The sequence below is a fragment of the Rhizobium sp. R711 genome (assembly GCF_002211365.1).
In the GTDB taxonomy this organism is placed as follows: domain Bacteria; phylum Pseudomonadota; class Alphaproteobacteria; order Rhizobiales; family Rhizobiaceae; genus Rhizobium.
Genome location: NZ_LOKZ01000034.1, coordinates 47,638 through 68,626 on the forward strand (window position 1 = coordinate 47,638; position 20,989 = coordinate 68,626).

21 protein-coding genes are annotated in these 20,989 nt (G+C 59.1%); 13 read left to right on the forward strand and 8 right to left on the reverse strand.

Going from position 1 to position 20,989, the window contains the following annotated elements; genetic code table 11:
* Nucleotides 1–386: 386 nt before the first annotated feature.
* The 6 genes from ATY80_RS20910 (at nucleotide 387) to ATY80_RS20935 (ending at nucleotide 5,346) form a co-directional block, all read left to right on the forward strand.
* Complete coding sequence (locus tag ATY80_RS20910; protein ID WP_088694243.1) at nucleotides 387–2,681, forward strand: EAL domain-containing protein; 2,295 nt, start codon at nucleotides 387–389, stop codon at nucleotides 2,679–2,681.
* A 231-nt stretch (nucleotides 2,682–2,912) separates the two neighbouring features.
* The gene (gene purC / locus ATY80_RS20915) at nucleotides 2,913–3,677 is read left to right on the forward strand and encodes a phosphoribosylaminoimidazolesuccinocarboxamide synthase (RefSeq protein WP_007532892.1); all 765 of its coding nucleotides are present in this window, start codon (nucleotides 2,913–2,915) and stop codon (nucleotides 3,675–3,677) included.
* Between the two features lie 33 nt (nucleotides 3,678–3,710).
* A complete protein-coding gene (purS, locus tag ATY80_RS20920) occupies nucleotides 3,711–3,953 on the forward strand; it encodes a phosphoribosylformylglycinamidine synthase subunit PurS (RefSeq protein WP_007789552.1) in 243 nt (80 codons plus the stop codon).
* Between the two features lie 21 nt (nucleotides 3,954–3,974).
* On the forward strand, nucleotides 3,975–4,220 hold the full coding sequence (locus ATY80_RS20925; protein WP_028744592.1) for a hypothetical protein: 246 nt from the start codon (nucleotides 3,975–3,977) through the stop codon (nucleotides 4,218–4,220).
* 8 nt (nucleotides 4,221–4,228) lie between these two features.
* Nucleotides 4,229–4,900 carry a phosphoribosylformylglycinamidine synthase subunit PurQ gene (gene purQ, locus ATY80_RS20930; RefSeq protein ID WP_088694244.1) on the forward strand — a complete coding sequence of 224 codons (672 nt, stop codon included), beginning with the start codon at nucleotides 4,229–4,231 and terminating at the stop codon, nucleotides 4,898–4,900.
* A 47-nt stretch (nucleotides 4,901–4,947) separates the two neighbouring features.
* The gene (locus ATY80_RS20935; RefSeq protein ID WP_088694245.1) at nucleotides 4,948–5,346 is read left to right on the forward strand and encodes a hypothetical protein; all 399 of its coding nucleotides are present in this window, start codon (nucleotides 4,948–4,950) and stop codon (nucleotides 5,344–5,346) included.
* Here ATY80_RS20935 and ATY80_RS20940 read toward each other — a convergent pair whose 3' ends face one another.
* Nucleotides 5,347–5,613, reverse strand: coding sequence for a DUF1127 domain-containing protein (locus ATY80_RS20940; protein ID WP_088694246.1), 267 nt, complete (start codon nucleotides 5,611–5,613; stop codon nucleotides 5,347–5,349).
* Between the two features lie 79 nt (nucleotides 5,614–5,692).
* Between ATY80_RS20940 and ATY80_RS20945 the strand changes: the two genes are divergently transcribed.
* The 4 genes from ATY80_RS20945 to ATY80_RS20960 all read left to right on the forward strand — a co-directional run bounded on the left by ATY80_RS20945 (nucleotide 5,693) and on the right by ATY80_RS20960 (nucleotide 10,419).
* Entirely contained in the window at nucleotides 5,693–7,114 is a 1,422-nt protein-coding gene (locus ATY80_RS20945; protein WP_088694247.1) for a PLP-dependent aminotransferase family protein, read from the forward strand.
* A gap of 117 nt (nucleotides 7,115–7,231) precedes the next feature.
* Complete coding sequence (locus tag ATY80_RS20950) at nucleotides 7,232–7,807, forward strand: acyloxyacyl hydrolase (protein ID WP_088694248.1); 576 nt, start codon at nucleotides 7,232–7,234, stop codon at nucleotides 7,805–7,807.
* A 124-nt stretch (nucleotides 7,808–7,931) separates the two neighbouring features.
* Complete coding sequence (gene purL / locus ATY80_RS20955; protein WP_088694249.1) at nucleotides 7,932–10,166, forward strand: phosphoribosylformylglycinamidine synthase subunit PurL; 2,235 nt, start codon at nucleotides 7,932–7,934, stop codon at nucleotides 10,164–10,166.
* A gap of 19 nt (nucleotides 10,167–10,185) precedes the next feature.
* Nucleotides 10,186–10,419 (forward strand): BolA family transcriptional regulator, encoded by a 234-nt coding sequence (locus tag ATY80_RS20960; protein WP_088694250.1) that lies wholly within the window; start codon nucleotides 10,186–10,188, stop codon nucleotides 10,417–10,419.
* Between the two features lie 20 nt (nucleotides 10,420–10,439).
* Here ATY80_RS20960 and ATY80_RS20965 read toward each other — a convergent pair whose 3' ends face one another.
* Entirely contained in the window at nucleotides 10,440–11,591 is a 1,152-nt protein-coding gene (locus ATY80_RS20965; RefSeq protein WP_088694251.1) for a hypothetical protein, read from the reverse strand.
* 284 nt (nucleotides 11,592–11,875) lie between these two features.
* Here ATY80_RS20965 and grxD point away from each other — a divergent pair, with 284 nt between their 5' ends.
* The 3 genes from grxD to ATY80_RS20980 all read left to right on the forward strand — a co-directional run bounded on the left by grxD (nucleotide 11,876) and on the right by ATY80_RS20980 (nucleotide 14,877).
* Complete coding sequence (gene grxD, locus ATY80_RS20970) at nucleotides 11,876–12,211, forward strand: Grx4 family monothiol glutaredoxin (RefSeq protein ID WP_007532908.1); 336 nt, start codon at nucleotides 11,876–11,878, stop codon at nucleotides 12,209–12,211.
* A 144-nt stretch (nucleotides 12,212–12,355) separates the two neighbouring features.
* Nucleotides 12,356–13,561 (forward strand): multidrug effflux MFS transporter, encoded by a 1,206-nt coding sequence (locus ATY80_RS20975; RefSeq protein ID WP_088694252.1) that lies wholly within the window; start codon nucleotides 12,356–12,358, stop codon nucleotides 13,559–13,561.
* A gap of 35 nt (nucleotides 13,562–13,596) precedes the next feature.
* Nucleotides 13,597–14,877, forward strand: coding sequence for a multidrug effflux MFS transporter (locus ATY80_RS20980; RefSeq protein WP_088694253.1), 1,281 nt, complete (start codon nucleotides 13,597–13,599; stop codon nucleotides 14,875–14,877).
* Nucleotides 14,878–14,951: 74 nt separating this feature from the next.
* Here the strand turns inward: ATY80_RS20980 and ATY80_RS20985 are convergent, their stop codons facing one another.
* From ATY80_RS20985 to phoA, 6 genes are all read right to left on the reverse strand, one after another.
* Nucleotides 14,952–15,548, reverse strand: coding sequence for a LysE family translocator (locus tag ATY80_RS20985; protein ID WP_088694254.1), 597 nt, complete (start codon nucleotides 15,546–15,548; stop codon nucleotides 14,952–14,954).
* Between the two features lie 164 nt (nucleotides 15,549–15,712).
* Nucleotides 15,713–16,537 (reverse strand): inositol monophosphatase family protein, encoded by an 825-nt coding sequence (locus ATY80_RS20990; RefSeq protein WP_088694255.1) that lies wholly within the window; start codon nucleotides 16,535–16,537, stop codon nucleotides 15,713–15,715.
* A gap of 29 nt (nucleotides 16,538–16,566) precedes the next feature.
* Nucleotides 16,567–17,451, reverse strand: a complete 885-nt coding sequence (ttcA, locus tag ATY80_RS20995; RefSeq protein ID WP_088694256.1) for a tRNA 2-thiocytidine(32) synthetase TtcA — start codon at nucleotides 17,449–17,451, stop codon at nucleotides 16,567–16,569.
* A gap of 59 nt (nucleotides 17,452–17,510) precedes the next feature.
* Nucleotides 17,511–18,440, reverse strand: coding sequence for a glutaminase (locus ATY80_RS21000; protein ID WP_088694257.1), 930 nt, complete (start codon nucleotides 18,438–18,440; stop codon nucleotides 17,511–17,513).
* A gap of 171 nt (nucleotides 18,441–18,611) precedes the next feature.
* Nucleotides 18,612–19,229: a 30S ribosomal protein S4 gene (gene rpsD, locus ATY80_RS21005; RefSeq protein ID WP_088694258.1), complete on the reverse strand. Its 618-nt coding sequence runs from the start codon at nucleotides 19,227–19,229 to the stop codon at nucleotides 18,612–18,614.
* Between the two features lie 256 nt (nucleotides 19,230–19,485).
* Nucleotides 19,486–20,943 carry an alkaline phosphatase gene (phoA, locus tag ATY80_RS21010; protein WP_088694464.1) on the reverse strand — a complete coding sequence of 486 codons (1,458 nt, stop codon included), beginning with the start codon at nucleotides 20,941–20,943 and terminating at the stop codon, nucleotides 19,486–19,488.
* Between the last annotated feature and the right edge of the window lie 46 nt (nucleotides 20,944–20,989).

Genomic DNA, 20,989 nt, shown 5'->3' on the forward strand with positions numbered 1-20,989 from the left:
TTCAAGGCTGCGGCGATCCGGCTATTTCAAGGCTTCACGCGAGCACTTCCGCGAACCCGCTGACAGTTTGTGCCGCTCCAACAGTCAGTTCAGTCACCCTCACCGCGAATGAAGAGGACGCCCGCCAAGCCCACAAGAACAATGCATTGCAGTATAAACATTGGCCATTCTGGAGACATGTTAGTCCCTCCCCCGTCAGTCCGACGTCGGCTGCCGCCGGCCAAGTGTAGGCGCGTTACGGAAAAGTTACACGCATATAGAGCGGCCAGCATAGATCGACAGCGCATATCTATTTGTTTTTAAATGCTTATTATTTTTATGACATTAATGGCTGTTTAATTCAATGAATGCAAAATATATACACGCTAAAAGAGCGAGTATACAGATTGAAGCACACGATTCCCGATACACGGGTCAAATCGAAGACCAAAGTCGAAGCCGCAGCGTTTCACGGCGACACGACACCACCGAATGGTGCCGAACTCTTGGAGCGCGAGAGTCGCTGGAACTACGCTCTTGTCGGATCGGGAATCGGTGTCTGGGACCACAATCTTCGTCTCGGCAAGCGCTACTATTCCGATACTTGGAAGATGATGCGTGGCATGGGGCCCGACGAGGATGCCGACGGCGATTACGACACGTGGATCGAACTCATCCACCCCGATGATCGGGACTTCGTCATAAAGGCCGTCGCTCGGCAGAACGCCGGCGACCCGGACTATCAGATTTTCGAGTATCGCGAGCGCCACAGGGGCGGACATTGGATCTGGATCGAGTGCCGCGGCGCTTGCGTCGAATGGGAGGAAGACGGCGCGCCTGCCCGGCTAGTCGGCACCGATACCGACATCACCGAGCGCAAGGAGGCTCAGGAGCGGCTTGCACACGTGTCGCGACGCCTCGATCTCGCCCTTGATATTTCTAATATCGGCGTCTTCGAGGCTGACATCGAGCTGGGCACGGTCGATTGGGACGACCGACTCCTGGCAATATACGGCATTACTGACACATCACCGGCCAGCACCGGAAGCGCCTGGGAAGCTTCGTTGCATCCGGACGACAGGAACCGTGTACTGGCGACCATCAATGACAGCATCGTCAACAATGCCGATTTTCAGCACGAATTCCGCATCATCAGGCAGGACGGTATGGAGCGCGTCATTCGCGCAAAGGCGGCCTTCTTCCATGATAGCGACGGGCGCCGCAAGCTGATTGGTGCGAATTGGGATGTCACCGCCGAAGTGCGGCTCAATAGTGAGCTGCAGCGCGCCAAGGATCTCGCGGAAGCCCGAAACAAGGAACTCGAAGGTGCCAAGGAAAGCATCGAGCATCTGGCGCTCCATGACTATCTCACCGGCTTGCCCAATCGCCGTTACCTGGATCGTATGCTGGACGAGCGTTCCGCGGCATGTCGCCAGACCGGCCTGACGCTCGCGATCCTCCATATCGATCTCGATCGGTTCAAGCAGATCAACGATACGCTTGGCCACCGTGCCGGCGACGCGATGTTGAAGCATGCTGCGCAGGTCTTGAAGAGGAATGTCCGTTCGACCGATTTCGTCGCTCGTATTGGTGGCGACGAGTTCGTCGTCCTTTGTACGCTCGACGTCACCCCGAAAAAGATCTCCAATCTGGCCGAGCGCATCATCCGCGAGCTCTGCAAGCCTATCCGCTACGAGGGTCACGATTGCCGTTTCGGCGCAAGCATCGGCATTGCGACGGATAGTGGCCCGGCACTAGATGCCAAGCAACTTCTGCTCAACGCAGATATAGCGCTCTACCGCGCAAAAAGCGGCGGACGCAATCGCCACGAATTCTTCTCGACCGACGAGCGACGCCGCATTATCGCCAGCAAGCGGCTGGCGGACGAAATCCTGCTGGGTCTGGAACGGGGAGAGTTTGTTCCGTTCTACCAGTTGCAGTTCCATGCACGAACGCTCGAGGTTGCAGGCGTCGAGACTCTGGCTCGCTGGCAGCACCGGGAACACGGTTTGCTTGCGCCCGATCGCTTCCTGGCGATTGCCGAGGATCTCGATGTTGTCTCGACGATCGACGGTCTGATTCTCGAGCAAGCACTGGCCGACCGAAAGCGATGGGAGGATGAGGGGCTCCGCATCCCGAAGATCGCGGTCAACGTGTCGTCGCGTCGCCTGGGAGATCCGAACCTGGTGAAAAAGCTTCGCGGCTTGAAGATCGAGCCACGTACGATTTCATTCGAACTGCTTGAATCGATCTCGCTGGACGATTGCGATGATGCCGTGATCGCCAATCTCCGGCACCTGCGCCGCCTCGGCATCGATATAGAGATCGATGACTTCGGTACGGGCCACGCGTCCATTGTCAGCCTTTTGAAGCTGAGCCCAAAAACCTTGAAGATCGACCGCGAACTGATCCGCATGCTGCCACATTCGGCGGAACAGCGGAAACTGGTCCGCTCGATCATCGATATCGGCCGTTCGCTGAATATCCTCGTCACAGCAGAAGGGGTTGAGACGATGGACCACGTCCGCATTCTCTACGATCTCGGTTGCGATATGCTTCAGGGTTATGCGCTAGCCCGTCCGCTGCCCGCCCTGCAGATAGCGCCTTTCGTCCGGGCCGCGTCCTGGCGGGGCGTAGAGGGCCCTGCCCGTGGCTTGCAACAGGACCTTCGTAAGTCGGTCAGCGGTTCCGGCCAAAGATAAAGGCCTGCATGATTGGCTCGACAGGGACGCATCACATTCCGTTGATCGCAAAAAACCTGTAAACTGCTTTACAGAAAGTCTTCGATTCTCTTAGCGGCACTCCGGCAGTCCCGGATTCCGGGGAAGGAGTGACAGGCGGATTGTGAAACCCTCGCTTTTCCTTTAAGGGGACGCCACGAGATCGATCCACTCGCGCTATCCCAAGAGCGCCAACGATAGAGAACAATTGCAATGAACCGTCGCCGCCGTATTTACGAGGGCAAGGCAAAGATTCTGTATGAGGGCCCGGAACCGGGCACGCTGATCCAGTTCTTCAAAGACGATGCCACCGCCTTCAACAAGAAAAAGCACGAAGTCATCGATGGCAAGGGCGTTCTGAACAACCGCATTTCGGAATATATCTTCAGCCATCTGAACAAGATCGGCATTCCGACACATTTTATTCGCCGCCTCAACATGCGCGAGCAGTTGATCCGCGAAGTGGAAATGATCCCACTCGAGATCGTTGTACGCAACGTTGCCGCCGGCTCGCTGTCCAAGCGCCTCGGCATCGAGGAAGGCGTGGTCCTGCCGCGCTCCATCATCGAGTTCTATTACAAGTCCGACGCGCTCGACGATCCGATGGTCTCGGAAGAGCACATCACGGCATTCGGCTGGGCAAACCCCGCCGAGCTCGATGACATCATGGCGCTCGCCATTCGCGTCAACGACTTCATGACCGGCCTTTTCCTCGGCGTCGGCATTCAGCTTGTCGATTTCAAGATCGAATGCGGTCGCCTGTATGAAGGCGACATGATGCGCATCATCCTGGCCGATGAGATTTCGCCGGACTCCTGCCGTCTGTGGGATATCGATACCCGCGAGAAGATGGACAAGGACCGCTTCCGCCGCGACATGGGTGGACTTCTGGAAGCCTATTCGGAAGTTGCACGCCGCCTCGGCATCATCAACGAGAACGAACCCGTGCGCGGCACCGGTCCGGTACTCGTGAAGTAAGACTTTCAGGCCAAGCAAGACAGGGAAGATAAAGTGATCAAGGCTCGTGTAACCGTCACGCTGAAGAACGGCGTTCTCGATCCGCAGGGCAAAGCCATCGAGGGCGCCCTCGGCGCGCTCGGATTCGATGGTGTCGGCCATGTCCGTCAGGGCAAGGTTTTCGATGTCGAACTCGAAGGGGCCGACAAGGCTAAAGCGGAGAGCGACCTTAAGGCAATGTGCGAGAAACTCCTCGCAAATACGGTGATCGAGAACTATAATATTTCCGTCGACTAATCTTGTCGTGGAGCGCACTCGATGGCTGAATTGACGCAAGAGCTCATGCTTGAGTTGTTGACGAAAATGCACGAGCACATCGACACATTGGATGCCTCTCTTGACGATATCAGGAGCGAAATGCATTGCATGCGCGACACGATGACGTCGATGCAGCAGGAAATACACAGTATTTATGGTGTCCTTGGCCGGCACGAAGGTCGGCTGGAGCGTATTGAAAAGCGTCTCGTACTCAGAGAACTTGCAGAAGCACAAACAAGGTTTTAGTCGCACTCATGAAATCAGCCGTCGTTCAACTTCCGGGTCTCAATCGCGATCGCGACATGATCGCTGCACTGACGAAAATCTCCGGTCGCGCACCGGTGACAATCTGGCAAACGGAAACGGATATTCCGGACGTCGACCTCATCGTTATCCCTGGCGGCTTTTCCTACGGCGACTACCTCCGATGCGGTGCCATCGCCGCGCGCATGCCGGTTATGCAGGCGATCATCGAAAAGGCGAGCAAGGGCGTCAAGGTTCTCGGTGTTTGCAACGGCTTCCAGATCCTTGTTGAGGCAGGTCTGCTACCTGGTGCGTTGATGCGCAATGCCTCCCTTAAGTTCGTCTGCCGCGAGGTCAAGCTCGAAGTCGTCAATGCCGACACCGATTTCACCCGCGCTTATTCCAAGGGTCAGATCATTCGTAGCCCAGTCGCCCATCACGACGGCAACTACTTCGCTGACGCCGAGACCCTGGCGAAGATCGAAGGCAACGGCCAGGTCGTTTTCCGTTATGCGGAGGGCACCAACCCGAACGGCTCGATCAACGATATTGCCGGCGTCATGAACGACAAGGGCAACGTCCTCGGCATGATGCCGCATCCAGAAAACCTCATCGAAGCAGCGCACGGCGGTTCCGACGGCCGTGGTCTGTTCGCTTCCGCCCTCGAGGTAATTGCTGCTTAACTTTCGGCACGTAAGAGGCCATCCATCCGGTCCATTGGAGCAAGTTGATGCGCCCTCGCCTTTCGACGACACGTATTTTCGCGATTGCCGCAACGGCGGCGCTGGTCGCGTCCTGCCAATCGAACACGCCGGCGAAGGGTCCTGATCGGAGCGCGCTTTCCACCATGGAACGCGTTGCTCTTGGGGCGAACGCCTGCTGGTTCAAATCGGGCGACGCGGCCTTTGCCGCCTACAGGCTGGCGCCGGAGCTGAACTCCTTCTCCGGTCGTCCTCGCATTCTCGTCGTGCACAAGGGAAGCCCCGAAAGCCGCCCATTGCTTGTCGTTCAGGCGGAAGGCAACCCATCCAAGCTTGATGCCTTTGGTCCGATGATGGAAGGCGCCACGGGACCGCGGATCGTCAAGGATGTTACCCGCTGGGCCTCTGGCGGCAAGGCTTGCGGCTGATCAATCCCAAAAGAACGACTTGCTGGCTTCCTTGCGTGCATCCGCGCGCGTAACGCCGATGTCCAACAGTTCGTCATCCGTCAGATCCAGCAGCGCCTTGCGGCTCTCCCGCTTTTGATGCCACGACGATAGCCGTCTCCATACGGACTGCCACACGATCCAAGTGTGCGGTGCATGGCCCGCGCGTTGCGAAACACGGTATTGCATCGATTGCACCTGAGAAGACAAAGGTGCAACCAGGGGCTCGTTCTCTTGAACGGCAGACATGTCATTCTCCGAGCAGAATTGTATCTGTCACTCAGATAAACTTGACGAGCAATGGGTGACAATATAGAGAATTGTCATCATGACAACTTGGCTCCCAGACGTTACGCGTGGTTCCGGTCCGGTCTACCTTCGGATTGCCGACAGCATTGAAACCGCCATTGCCAGCGGCACATTGCCTGCTGGCAGCAAATTGCCGCCGCAGCGAAACCTCGCCTACGATATTGGCGTGACAATCGGGACAATTGGCCGGGCATATGCACTCGTGCACGAGCGTGGCTTGGTGGCGGGAGAGGTCGGCCGTGGGACCTATGTGCTCGATCGCGCCGGGACCGCCGCCCCCGGCAATCAGCCGGATCCACTGACCATCGCGCTCGGGGGCACGCGCGCGATCGATGCGCCAGCCGGCAAGATACGCTTCGACACCACGGCCGCGCCGGATCTCGGCCAAGGTAAGATCATTGGCAGCGTGCTCGCCGCGATCGGTGAGGAACAGCTTTCCGAGATCTCATCCTATTCCCGCGTCTTTCCAAAGAATTGGTACGAAGCAGGTCGGCTTTGGCTCGCCAGGAACGATTGGATGCCAGAGACGGAAAACATCGTCCCTACCCTCGGGGCGCATGCAGCAGCTGTCGCCGTCATCTCGGCCGTGTCATCGCCTGGTGACAAGATCGTATTCGAAGACCTGAGCTACACGCAAGTTAGCCGCAGCGCTCGCATTCTTGGTCGGCGCACCATCACAGTCGAGTCCGACGAGAATGGTGTGGTTCCCGATGACTTTGAGCGCCTCTGCCTTCAGCAGCATCCCAAGCTCGCGTTCCTGATGCCAACCGCGCACAATCCGACGCTGGCAACCATGCCCCACGAACGTCGCTCGCGAATTGCCGAAATTGCACGCCGTCACGGGGTCTGGTTGATTGAAGACGATCTCTATGGCGGTATGACCGGCGACGAGAACCCGCTGCTTGCATCGCTTGCCCCGGATCGCACTTTCCTGATTAGCGGTCTTTCGAAATCGGTAGCTGCCGGAGTGCGCGGCGGCTGGGTCGCCTGCCCGCCGCATTTTGCGCAGCGAGTCAAGGTGACGCACAAGATGATCACCGGCGGGCTGCCATTCATTCTGGCTGAGGCTTGCGCGCGTCTCGTTGAAAGCGGCCAGGCACACGAGATCCGCAAGGCAAGCACCGCGGAACTGGCTTTCCGCGAGCGGCTCGCTCGGGAACAGTTGCAAGGATACGACTTCGTATCGCATCCGCATGTGCCCTTCCTGTGGCTCAAGCTGCCTGATCCCTGGCTCTCCGGAACGTTCAAGAACGCCGCCTACAGAGACGGCGTGCTGATTGATGACGAGGATGAGTTCAAGGCAGCGCGCGCCGAGAAGGTCTATCATCGTGTGCGGATAGGCTTCTCCTCCCCCCGCAACCGCGAAGATTTGGTTGCGGGACTTATGACATTGCGACGCCTGCTAGAAAGCGGCGGCGCGGGCTATGACGGCGAGATCTAAAACTGCGGCGATCAGCCATAAAGCAGCGACAGCAAGCAGAAGCTACTTTACCTAACCCTGATCGATGCTACGAAATTCGGATAGCGAATCTGGCGTGAGTCGGACGAGGTAATCTGGATGGCGATCGAATTTCGGACAATTGTACCGCGTTCTTCAATAGCGCTCCTGGCGGCGATCGCTACCAATATCTCGGTCACTCCGGCTCATGCTGGCCAACAAATCTTTGACGAACTGCGTTTCGGCGGGTCCGCTTCGGTACAAGGTGGCGTCGAGCGCGAGGACGGCATCTTTCCCGAGGTAACGGTGTTCTTTGATCCGTTCGGCCAGGATGCTGCCACCGGCTGGAAGCAACAGCTTGCGCGCCCTCGCATCAACCTCGGCACCTCCATCGGCACGTCCGGGGAAGCCACTCAAGTCTTTGCGGGTCTCTCCTGGACGGCGAACTTCAATGAGAAGTTTTTTGCCGAAGCCGGTTTTGGTGGCGTCTGGCACGATGGGGAACTCGAAGGCAATACCGATGGCCCGAACCTCGGCTGTCGGTTCCTCTTCCACGAGTATCTAGGCGCCGGTTATCGGTTCGATCAGCACTGGAACGTGGTCGCGCAAGTCGCCCATTCGTCCAACGCCAATCTCTGCGACGGGCCGAACAACGGCATGACCCGTGCCGGCATCCAGGTTGGTTACAAGTTCTGACCTTTCGATCAGGTGCATTTCAATGTCTGCTGTCTGTTAACAGCGGGCATTTTCCTGTCGCGCGTTTCATTCACTTAGGCTAAAGACACCGCAATCGCGCAACGGCAGGGACTTCCGAGAGCTCATGACCATTTCCAATACCCGCCCGATCACCCCCGAACTCATCGCCGCCCATGGCCTGAAGCCAGACGAGTATCAGCGGATATTGGACCTGATCGGCCGCGAACCGACCTTCACGGAGCTCGGCATCTTCTCGGCCATGTGGAACGAGCACTGCTCCTACAAATCCTCCAAGAAGTGGTTGCGCACGTTGCCGACCAAAGGCCCGCGCGTCATCCAGGGGCCCGGCGAAAATGCCGGTGTCGTCGATATCGACGACGGCGACTGCGTCGTCTTCAAGATGGAGAGCCACAATCACCCTTCCTACATCGAGCCGTATCAGGGCGCGGCTACCGGCGTAGGCGGCATTCTGCGTGACGTCTTCACCATGGGCGCCCGCCCGATCGCAGCGATGAACGCGCTGCGTTTTGGCGAGCCGGATCATCCGAAGACCCGTCACCTCGTGTCCGGTGTTGTCTCGGGCGTCGGCGGCTACGGAAACTCCTTCGGCGTACCGACGGTCGGTGGCGAAGTCGAATTCGACGCGCGCTACAACGGCAATATCTTGGTCAACGCCTTCGCGGCTGGACTGGCGAAGTCGAATGCGATCTTCCTTTCGGAAGCCAAGGGCGTCGGCTTGCCGGTCGTCTATCTCGGCGCGAAGACCGGCCGCGACGGCGTCGGTGGTGCGACCATGGCCTCTGCGGAATTCGATGAATCGATCGAAGAGAAGCGCCCGACTGTACAGGTCGGCGACCCCTTCACCGAAAAGTGCCTGCTGGAAGCCTGCCTCGAGCTGATGCAGACCGGTGCGGTCATCGCGATCCAGGATATGGGCGCTGCGGGCCTCACCTGCTCGGCCGTCGAAATGGGCGCCAAGGGCGATCTCGGCATTCTGCTCGACCTCGATACCGTGCCGGTACGCGAAGAGCAGATGACCGCCTACGAAATGATGCTGTCCGAAAGCCAGGAGCGTATGCTCATGGTTCTGGAGCCTGAAAAGGAAGCCGTGGCAAAGGCGATCTTCGTTAAGTGGGGCCTCGATTTTGCAATCGTCGGCAAGACCACCGACGACCTGCGCTTCCGCGTTGTCCATCAGGGAGAAGAAGTCGCCAACCTGCCGATCAAGGATCTCGGCGACCAGGCGCCGGAATATGATCGTCCGTGGCGCGAGTCGGACAAGCGCGCGCCGCTGCCTGCGAACCTCGTCTCCGCTCCGGCAGACTATGGTCAGGCGCTCTTGGATCTCGTCGGTTCTCCCAATCAATCCAGCCGCCGGTGGGTCTACGAACAGTACGACACCCTGATCCAGGGCAACTCGCTCCAGCTTCCCGGCGGTGATGCGGGCGTCGTTCGCGTCGAGAACCACCCGGCCAAGGCTCTCGCTTTTTCGTCCGACGTGACGCCTCGCTATGTCGAGGCCGATCCGTTCGAGGGCGGCAAGCAGGCGGTCGCAGAATGCTGGCGCAACATCACGGCAACCGGTGCAGAGCCGCTGGCGGCGACTGACAACCTCAACTTCGGCAATCCTGAAAAGCCGGAGATCATGGGCCAGTTCGTCCTGGCCGTGAAGGGTATCGGCGAAGCCTGCCGTGTCCTTGACTTCCCTATCGTGTCGGGCAACGTCTCGCTCTACAATGAAACCAATGGCGTTGCGATCCTGCCGACGCCGACGATTGCCGGCGTCGGCCTTCTGCCCGACTGGAAGAGGATGGCACGCATCGGCAGCGCATCGAATGGCGATAAGGTGATCATGATCGGCAGAGACGGCAGCCATCTCGGCTCGTCGGCCTACCTGCGCGATGTCATCGGCAGCACCGAAGGCCCTGCTCCCGAGGTCGACCTCTTTGCGGAGCGCCGCAACGGCGACTTCGTGCGCTCGGTTATTCGCAACGGCCAGGCAACGAGCTGCCACGATATCTCTTCCGGCGGCCTCGTCCTCGCTCTCGCCGAGATGGCGATGGCCTCAGGCAAGGGCCTGAAGATCGGCCTCAGCGAATGCCGGGGCGCTCCACACGCGTTGCTGTTCGGCGAAGATCAGGCCCGTTACGTGCTGACGGTGCCAGCGGATGTTGCCAATTTCGTCTGTGCTAACGCCGAAGGTGCAGGCGTCCCCTTCCGCCGTCTCGGCACGGTCGAAGGTGAAAGGCTTGTAATTGACGATCTGATGTCGCTGCCAATTCAGCAATTGCGCGACGCCCATGAATCATGGTTCCCTAATTACATGGAAGGCCATGGCACACTGGCTGCCACGGAATAATACGCAAGGAGTAACGATCATGCCTATGAACCCCGGTGATATCGAAGACATGATCAAGGCCGGCATCCCCGGCGCCAAGGTGACCATCCGCGATCTCGCTGGCGACGGCGATCATTATGCGGCGGAGGTGGTAGCGGAAGCCTTTCGCGGCAAGAGCCGCGTGCAGCAGCATCAGATGGTCTATGAGGCCCTCAAGGGGAACATGGGCGGCATATTGCATGCCCTGGCGCTGCAGACCTCGGCACCTGAGTAATGTCGAACGCAAATGCCCGGTTACAAGCCGGGCATTTTGCTATAGCCGCCTTCGGCAAAGACCATGCCGGAGCGCGGACCGGCGGTTAGCAGCGTGAAGTCGAAGGATGCTTGCAAATCCGGCCCCAGGACGTACTGCCGATGCACGCGCAGAAAATCCTTCTTGATCTTCCTATAATGTTCAACGGTCAGCATCTGCTTCACGCGAATGAAGATCATTTTCGCAGGGCGGGCATCGCGCTGTCCGCAAACGGCTACCACCGGCACTTTGTAGAAGTGGATGGCATCGGTCAGACACTGGACATCGAGCCAGCTGACACTCGCGCATCGCGCAATCAGGCCCACCCGTGATCGCAGCAATTCCGCGGGACGCAGCAAAGCACATTGCAGGATCGCCGAACCGAGGGTCGCAAAGATCACCCTCTTGCCAGACAGGATGTTAGGATCGCGCTCAAGCACCATGCCGATGACATGAGCCGCTACGCTGGAGCCCATGCTGTGCGATGAGATCACATACTCGTCCGCGGCGTCTGACAACGCTGCCCGTGCGGCTGCGGCACAGCGATCGAGCCACTGGTTGAACTCCGAGTCGCTCATACGGGCAAGAGCAATCGCCATACGCCAGTCCGCGAAGAGATGCAGTGTGTAGAAACGCTCGGCGAAGGGCAGAAACGCAAAGACGAAGAAACACAACGCTAGGGCCACGCTCCACAGGAGATGAAGTGCGGGCAACTCCATTCCGATCGGTATGACGGCGATCGTTGCACTGAGCGCGAAGCCGAGAACCATCATCAGAAACGGAAAGATGAAGAACAGCCCGAACCGCCAAGCATGCCGGAAATAGCCGGCCATTCCACCATAGGCGACCACCCGAAAGGCACTCTCAAAGCCTCTGACGATCTGTGTCGCACGGCCGCCAACTCTCAGCTTCTCGACCAGCGCATTGTGGTCGAACACATGAATCTGGCTGTTGGTTTCCCAGCCATCCGCAGTCGCCTTCACTTCGAAGCGCGTTGAATCCGCTCCGTATTCTGATTCACTCGTCAGCACCGAGTAATCCCAGACCGCTGCACTTTGCTTTGCTGAACGTTCGTAGCGCGCTCTGTGAGCAAGCCCGTCAAGTGGCTCGAACCCCGGAAAATGGAGAACGACCCTTTTCGAAATCAATGTCATTATTTTCTTTCGTGGCCGCGGGCGCGGCAGATAATTGCAGCGCCGCAATCGGCGAGAATTGTGGCGAAATCCGGAGCATCGACACGGCAAACGGTCATGGCCAACCTGCTGAAGCAGCGGTTCAGGCGTTGAAGTAACGCAAGCGCAACAATCCGCACTCAGCAAACCGGTAGGGCGCTCTTTTTTTGCCTGAGCCTGCTGGAATTCCGTCAATCACATGCTATCTAAGCTTAACGATTGAAACGGCGGGCCTTTAACTCGCCTGTGGAAAGGATTAGGTCCCTATGAGCGGTATCAACGAATTCATCGACAACGAAATCAAGAGCAACGACGTCGTCCTCTTCATGAAGGGCACGCCGCAGTTTCCGCAGTGTGGATTCTCCGGTCAGGTCGTGCAGATTCTCGATTACATCGGCGTCGACTACAAGGGCATCAACGTGCTCGCTGACTCCGAAATCCGCCAGGGCATCAAGGATTACTCCAACTGGCCGACGATCCCGCAGCTCTACGTGAAGGGCGAGTTCATCGGCGGTTGCGACATCGTCCGGGAAATGTTCCAGGCCGGTGAGTTGCAGCAGCACCTGCAGGAACACGGCGTGACCGTTCGCGGCGCCGCCTGACCTGTTCGGTCACCGGGCATCCCGCCCGGTTTCCAAATCTTGCATTTTGAGTCCGAGGCGCTGTGCTGAACAGCGCCTTGGCCCGTTTATGGGAATTTCATTGTGACAGATTCATCACAAGCCGTGCACGCGGGCCGATTGCCCATGGGCAAAGGGGAATTCATTGCGCTCGCTGCCTTCCTGATGGCAGTCAATTCGCTTGCGATCGACATCATGCTCCCGGCGCTTCAGCAGATCGGCGCCAGCCTTGGTGTGGAAAGTGAGAACCATCGTCAGTTTGTGGTCTCTGCCTATCTGCTTGGTTTCGGCGCGGCGCAGCTCTTCTACGGCCCTCTCTCCGACCGCTTCGGGCGCCGGCTGCCGCTGCTGATCGGCCTCGCCATCTATATCTGTTCCGCGCTCGGGATCGCACTGGTGCCATCCTTTGAGGGCCTTCTCCTGCTTCGTTTCATTCAGGGCATTGGTTCGGCGGCAACGCGTGTTATCACAATCTCCATCGTTCGCGACATCTACGGCGGTCGCCAGATGGCAGAAGTCATGTCGCTGATCATGATGGTCTTCATGATCGTCCCTGTTATAGCGCCGGGCAGTGGCCAGATCATCATGTTCTTCGGCAGCTGGCACCTGATCTTCGTATTCATCGCGCTTATGGCTGCTCTCATTTCGGCATGGGCCTATCTTCGCCTTCCCGAAACTCTGCATCCGTCCAACGTTCGCCCATTTACCGCTCGCTCCATCATCGGCGGCTTCAAGCTGGTCCTCACCAACCGGATCGCGCTCTGCTATACGATTGCCAGCACCTTCATCTTCGGCTCGCTGTTCGGCTTCATCAATTCCGCGCAGCAGATCTATGTCGGCATCTACGGTCTGGGGGTCTACTTCCCCTTCGCTTTCGCGGGTGTTGCCGTCTTCATGTCGCTGTCGTCATTCCTCAACTCGCGGCTTGTCGGCAAGTTCGGCATGCGGCGGCTGTCGCATGGCGCCTTGGCGGGCTTCATCACGGTCAACACCATCTGGCTGGTCGCCCTCGTCCTGGGACCACAGCCGATGCCCTTCCCGCTTTTCATCGGCTTCTTCGGTCTGGCGATGTTCCAGTTCGGTTGGATCGGCTCGAACTTCAATTCGCTTGCCATGGAACCGCTAGGCCATGTTGCGGGAACGGCTTCCTCCGTCCTCGGATTCATGAGCACGGTGGGCGGCGCGCTGATCGGCGCCGGCATCGGTCAGGCCTTCAACGGCACCGCATTACCAATGGTCGCAGGCTATTTCACCGTCTCGATCATCGGTCTGATCTTCGTTTTGATCGCAGAGAAAGGACGCCTCTTCCAACCGCATAACCCCGCGGTCTGATCGAGTCGCCCGCCTCGTATTTCAGGATTTCCAGTATGACGCCGCCACATAAACAACACGTCGAAAATCAGGGCTCCAGCCGAATAGGCATGGGCTTCGTCGAATTTGTCATCACCATCGCTATCATGACCGCCAGCATCGCCATGGCGATCGATATCATGTTGCCTTCCCTGCCCGCGATCGGCCATTCGTTCGGCGTCACAAACGCCAACGACGCGCAGCTCGTGATCGGCGTCTTCTTCCTCGGCTTCGGCGTATCGCAGATCATCTTCGGCAGCCTCTCAGATACGTTCGGCCGCCGGAATATCCTGCTTGGCGGCCTGGCGGTTTATGTGCTCGCCATGTTCGCCGCGGCCGCCACCGGCAGCTTCGAGATGCTGCTGGTCATGCGCTTCGTCCAAGGCCTTGGCGGCGCAGCCGTTCGCATCACCACCATGGCGATCGTTCGCGACTGCTTCGGCGGCCGCGAGATGGCGCGTGTCATGTCCTACGTGATGATCGTCTTCATGATCGTTCCGATCGTGGCACCGTCTGTCGGTCAGTTGATCATCACTTACGCCAACTGGCACTGGATCTTCATCCTGCTCGGCGTCGTCGGCGCCATCCTGTTTATCTGGGCACTGGTGCGCCTCAAGGAATCGCTTCCGAGAGAAGAACGGATCCCGCTATCGGTGGGCTCGGTCGTCGACGGCTTCAGGACCGTTCTGACGAATAAAGTCACCTGCGGCTACATGATTGGGCTCACGATGTTCACGGGCGTCATCAGTGCCTATGTCATCTCGGTCCAGCAGGTCTTCGGCGAAGTCTACGGCCTCGGCGACTGGCTGCCGATCGCCTTTGCCGCGACGGCGGGCGGAATCGCGGTGGCAAATTTCGCCAACGGCTTCTTCGTGCGTAAATTCGGCATGCGCCGCATCTCGCACGTCGCGATGATCCTGTTCACGATCGTCTCGGCAATCGGCTACGTCAAGGCACTCGGCGGCCGCCCCGATTTCGCCTTCGCCTATGCGCTATTCACGATCCTACTGATGATGTTTGCGGTCATTGCCACGAACTTTACGGCAATCAGCCTGGAACCGATGGGCAATCTCGCCGGCACAGCGACCGCCATCACCGGCTTCGTGTCGACGACCTTCGGCGCGATCCTTGGCGGCTCCGTTGGCCAGCTCTTCAACGGCACTGTCCAGCCGCTCTTTGGTGGTTTTGCCGTGTTCGGTGCGATCAGCATCGCGGCAACGCTCTGGGCGGAAGGCGGCAAGCTCTTCACGCATCCGGGCGACAGTCCGCAGCTCGACGCCGGTGCCGGGCACTTCTAACCGTCTGACAAAACTGCACGCATGGCGTTCCATATCGCTCGCATCAGATCGTTGCGGGCGAAGCTTTCAAACAGCTACCGCCACACCAGAACAACCGATAGAGCCAGCGCCGACGCCATGGCGATATTGAAGAACCTCGCCGAGCGTTGCGTCCGGAGAATCTGGGCTACGAGTGCACCCAAGACAAGCCACAGCAGCCCGGCTGGAAATGCCGCGGCAGCAAACAGCGTCCCCATCCATAGCGCACCGCTGGTTTGAGCGTACTCCGGCGACACGAGATAGGTGCCGCCGGCACTAAGGGCGACCAGCCAACCTTTTGGGTTCAACCACTGGAATAGAAAAGCCTGCCGAAATCCCACCGCCCGCGTCTGGCCGTTCGCTTCGAACGTGCCGGCACTGGCAATCTTCCAGGCCAGCCACAGCAGAAACAGAGATCCGGCCATCTTCATCGCTGTCACAACAGCTGGCGCTGCGGCGACAATTTCTCCAAGGCCGAAGGCGCTTAGAACGATCATCACGCCCATGCCCAGCGACGCGCCGAGCGGACAGCCGATGCCTCTCAAGGCACCGACAGCCGCACCGGTGGACAGGATCATCGCGTTGCTGGGTCCCGGTGTAACCGCCGCGATAAACGCAAACAGCAGGAAAGCCAGCGCCTGAGCGGTATCCATCATTCCCTCCCGGGATTTCTAAAGACGGGAGAAGCTCTACAGCCGGCGTGCCTGATCGTATTGTACGTCTGTGCAAACGTCGCAGTCGCGTTGGAACGCAAATCTGCGTCCCCTAAAACGCCACGTCCTCGCCAGCGATCCGCGTGAGGCGCACCGACTTCGTGTCAGATCGTGAGGACTTCACGCCGCAGAATGTCCCAACTCTCCTTGTCAGGCGCGATCAGCAGACCACCGGTCGTGTGGTGCGGCAGATAAGGTGAGCCGTCAAAGCGGGTCGCATGACCGCCGGCCTCGATACTCAGAAGCGTGCCTGCAAGATGATCCCAGGGCATGAGCTTGTTATACATGAGATAGTGCACATGACCGCCGGCAAAGGCGCGGTATTCGTGGGCCGCGCAGCGGTAGTTGGCAAGAAACCGGACCTTGGCCAGGTTGGCCAGGATCTCACGGCGCTGGGGCTTCGGAAGGAAGCCGGTCGATGCCATGCCGACCATCTCTTCCAGTGCGACAGGTACTGCAACGGAGAGCCGTTGTGCCTCCCCATCAGGACGTCGAAGCCACGCGCCGCTGCCCTTCTCTCCGATCACCCAATCGTCGCCCATCGGGTCGTAGATGATACCGGCAACGGTTTCGCCCTTGGATACCACGGATGCCATGACGCCGAAGGCTGGAATGCCCGATGCGAAATTGAAGGTCCCGTCGACGGGGTCCACGACAATCGCAAGATCCGCTCCTTCGAGCTTGGCAAGTAGCGCTGGATCGGCAGCGACCGACTCCTCGCCGATGAACACGGCATCTGGCCAAAGCGCGGCGGCTTCCGCCTTGATCATCCGCTCCGCCTGAAGGTCGGCCTCCGTGACCAGATCGGTTGCCTCGCTCTTGGCGCGCACGTCATCGCTCCCAAGCCGACGGAAACGCGGCAATATCTCTGCCTTCGCCGCCCGCCTCAGGAGATCGGCAAGCGTCGCTACATCTATCGTGGAACTCATGGACTTTCCTTCTTTGGCGTGAGTGCCGATTATTCACTCTTCGGTGCGGTCTCTCTGGCCATCAGGCCAGCGAAATCGAAAAGCTTGGGATCAAGAAGATGCGACGGGTTCACATGCGCGAGCGCCCTGAGCATCGTGTCCTTGCGGCCTGGCATGCGCCGCTCGATATTTGCGAGCATGTCCTTCATCGCATTGCGCTGCAGCCCATCCTGAGAGCCGCAGAGATCGCACGGAATAATTGGGAATTGCATGGCAGCCGCAAACTTCGCCATGTCGTCTTCGGCGCAGTAGGCGAGTGGCCGCAAAACCATCAGGTTGCCCTCGTCATTGAGCAGCTTGGCCGGCATCGACGCGAGCCGCCCACCGTGGAAGAAGTTCATGAAGAAGGTCTCGAGGATATCCTCGCGATGATGGCCGAGCACCAATGCGTCGCAGCCTTCCTCCTTGGCAATCCGGTAGAGGTTGCCGCGGCGCAGGCGCGAACAGAGCGAGCAATAGGTCGCTCCGTCCGGAACCTTCTCCTTCACGATCGAATAGGTATCGCGATACTCGATGCGGTGCTTGACGCCGATCTTGGTCAGGTAGTCAGGCAGGATATGCTTGGGGAAGTTCGGTTGCCCCTGGTCGAGATTGCAGGCGATCAATTCCACCGGCAGAAGACCACGCCACTGCAGGTCGAGCAGAAGGGCGAGCAACCCGTAAGAGTCCTTGCCGCCAGAGAGACCGATCAGCCACCGCTTCTGGCCCTTCAGCATCGCAAAATCGTCGAATGCCTGCCTGACGTTGCGCAGCAGCCGCTTGCGCAGCTTGTTGAACGACACCGAGTTCGGAGCCTCTGCAAAGAGCGCGTGCGCGATCGCGCCGTCCGCGGTCGGCGTTTCCAGCTCATCGGCAATGTTGGCTGCGATGTTCATTCTCTCGTCCAATCAGAGTCTGCCTCCGCCTTAGCAGAAAGCGTCACGACAACACAGCATCAATCGCCGAAAACCGACCAGCCGGTGCGAGCCGCCAGCATTTCGAGTGCGACGGCGCCGAGTTGCGAGTTGCCGACCTTGTTGAGACCCGGCGACCAGACGGCGATGGAGGCGATGCCGGGCGCCACGGCAAAGATGCCGCCACCGACACCGCTCTTGCCGGGAAGGCCTACGTGATAGGCGAAGTCGCCCGAGCCGTCATAGTGGCCGCAGGTCAGCATTAACGCATTGATACGCCGTGCCCGCTTCGGCGACACTACCGAGTGACCGGTCATCGGATTACTGCCGCGCGCCGCGAGAAACAGCCCGGCCTTCGCAAGCTGCTCGCAGGTCATCGACAAGGCGCATTGGTGGAAATAGACGCCAAGCACGTGATCGACGGGGTGATCTAGGTTGCGATAGGAGCGCATGAAATTGGCGAGCGCAAAGTTGCGGTAGCCCGTCTGCGTCTCGGACTTTGCAACGCGATCATCGATGGTGACCGACTCGTCATCCGCGAGATAGCGCACGAAGCGCAGCAACTCGCCGATCGCCTCGCGCGGCGCATGGCCGGCCATGACGACATCTGTCACCGCGATTGCGCCAGCATTGATGAAGGGATTGCGCGGAATACCCTGCTCATGCTCGAGCTGGACGATCGAGTTGAACGAAGAGCCGGATGGTTCACGGCCGACGCGCTTCCACAAGCCCTCGCCGATCTTGCCGAGCGCAAGCGTCAGCATGAAAACCTTCGAGATGCTCTGGATGGAGAACGGCACGTCGGCATGGCCGACGTTGTAGACCTTGCCGTCTACGGTCACGACGCTCAAACCGAACTGGTTCGGGTCGACCTTGGCGAGTTCCGGAATATAGTCCGCAACCTTGCCCTCGCCGATACGGGGCGCCAGCTCCTTGTGGATGCTGTCGAGAACTGCCTGCAAGTCCACCATCCTATCTCCCCAGATAACAAAAAAGCCGCCCCAAGAGGCGGCTTTTCCGTATGCGAAAACGCCTCGCGTCCTACTGCGCCGCGCGTCGAAGACGCGTAAAGGACGCAGTAGTCCCTTAGAGAGACGCATAAGCCTTTCCGACAATCGAAATTCGATTGTCGGGGCTATGCGTTAACGCGAATAGAATTCGACCACCAGATGCGGCTCCATGACGACCGGATACGGTACGTCGCCGAGCGCCGGAACGCGTGCGAAGGTAGCAACCATCTTGTTATGGTCGACTTCGATGTAGTCCGGGACGTCACGTTCAGCCAGGCTAACCGATTCCAGAACGGAAACGAGCTGCTTCGACTTCTGACGAACTTCGATGACGTCGCCAGCCTTGCAACGGTAGGAACCGATGTTGACGCGGACGCCGTTCACGGTCACGTGGCCGTGGTTCACGAACTGGCGGGCAGCGAAAACGGTCGGAACGAACTTGGCGCGATAAACGATCGCGTCCAGACGGGACTCCAGAAGACCGATCAGGTTTTCGGAGGTGTCACCCTTGCGGCGTGCGGCTTCAGCGAAGATTGCACGGAACTGCTTTTCGCGCAGGTCACCGTAGTAACCCTTCAGCTTCTGCTTGGCGCGCAGCTGCACACCGAAGTCAGAGAGCTTGCCCTTGCGGCGCTGACCATGCTGGCCCGGGCCGTATTCGCGGCGGTTCACCGGGGACTTCGGACGGCCCCAGATGTTTTCGCCCATACGGCGGTCAATCTTGTACTTGGACGATTCGCGCTTGCTCATCGTATTTCCTTTCAGAAAGTTAGAACGGCTTGTTACCAAACCGCGTGAAGGAAACACGCCCTCCTTTGATCTTCTCTCGAGGATCCGACAGGATCATCCCATTACGCGAACAGGACAAATCCACGGGACATGTCAAATGAAACACCGGACATCTCTGCCCGGTGCTGGCGCGGTCTTTAGGGCGAAGTCGCTGGAATGTCAATCACAATTCCACGTCCTTGCCCATCAATGCCCCTGGTGGCGTAGCCGTTGCAGCTTACTTGGCGCTCGCCGTCTCGGTCTTCAGGCCGAGCGCGTCACGGATCGTATAGAACAGATCCGTCTGGTCCGTCAGACCGGCAACATTTGCTGCACGCGGCCCGTAGGCCGCGATGCGCAGCTGCGAGCCCGTGTGGCCCTGGTCATTTTCGTCTTCGGAGTTACCGTAGCTCACGGCCATAACAGCCCCATCCCTCGTCATCAGCGCTTCCGTCAGGCCGGGAGCCTTGGTATCAGCCTCGATGATCTGACTTGCATGGGCATGGTCAGCGGTGACGATAACGAGCGTGTCGCCAGCTTCCCGCGCAAATTTCAGCGCTTCCTGAACGGCTTCGTCGAGATCAACCGTCTCACCGATCTGACCGCACGGGTTGGCGGCATGGTCCTGCTTGTCGATCGACGCGCCCTCGACCTGCAGGAAGAAGCCCTTCTCATTCGTCCGAAGCAGTTCGATCGCCTTCGCCGTCATCTGGGCCAGCGTCGGGGTTGCGGCCGTGCGCTTCTCGTTCGGCTGGCAGACGACCGGCTCCATCTCGATATTGCCGTAGTGGCTGGCCTTCGGGCCTTCCCAGCGAACCGGCATGTTGCCCTCGGCAAACAGTCCGAGCACTGGCGCGCTGTCGTTTGCCTGCTTGATGGCCCGAAGCTCATCGAGGTTCGAAACGATCTTGTAGCCGCGCTCCTCGGCCTGCTGGCGAAGCGTCTTGTCTTTCCACTCGCCGGCCTTGGCGGTCTCGCCAAAGCTCTTGGCGCCACCGCCAAGTGTCACGTCAGCACGTGCATTCAGAAGCTGCTCGCTGATCGATCCCTTACCGCCGTTTTCAAGCGCATTCGTCGGGCACTTCTCGGTCGTGGAAGCCGGGTCGTAGCACTTACGCTGGGTCACGTGTGCGGCCTGGACGGCAGGCGTTGCGTCCTGGAGTTCGGCGGTCGAGACGTTGCCCGTGCCGATGCCGGCAGCCTTTGCCTTCTCAAGCAGTGTTTCGTGGGCCTTCTCATGAATGTCGACGCCGATCGCGCCGTTATAGGACTTCACGCCGGTCGCCCAGGCGGTGCCCGAGGCAGCGGAGTCGGTCACGTAGGTCGGCTTGCCGGTCTTCTTGTCGAGCGAATAGTGCGTGTACTGGCCGGTGACCGGCAGCGCATCGATACCCTTGAAATACTGGCCCGCACCAACCGCATAGTTGCGCGCGATGGTGATTTCGGAGTCGCCCATGCCGTCGCCGATTAGGAGGATGACATTCTTCGGGCGAGTATCGATGAGCGCAGCGCGGTAAGCCTCGGTGATATCGCCGGAGAGGCGGCGTGCGCCACCAGGAGCGCTCAGATCGGCACTCGCCGCGCGCTCCAGAAGTTTGTTCGCCGCATCATCGGCATAGCCGGGTTGAATGGCAACGGTTGCAAGCAGGCCGCCGGCGACAAGGCGCAACAGCTGGTGACGAACGTTGTTTCTCATGACCGAGATCTCCTTTTGATAATCCGCATCGACCACACGGGTCGCG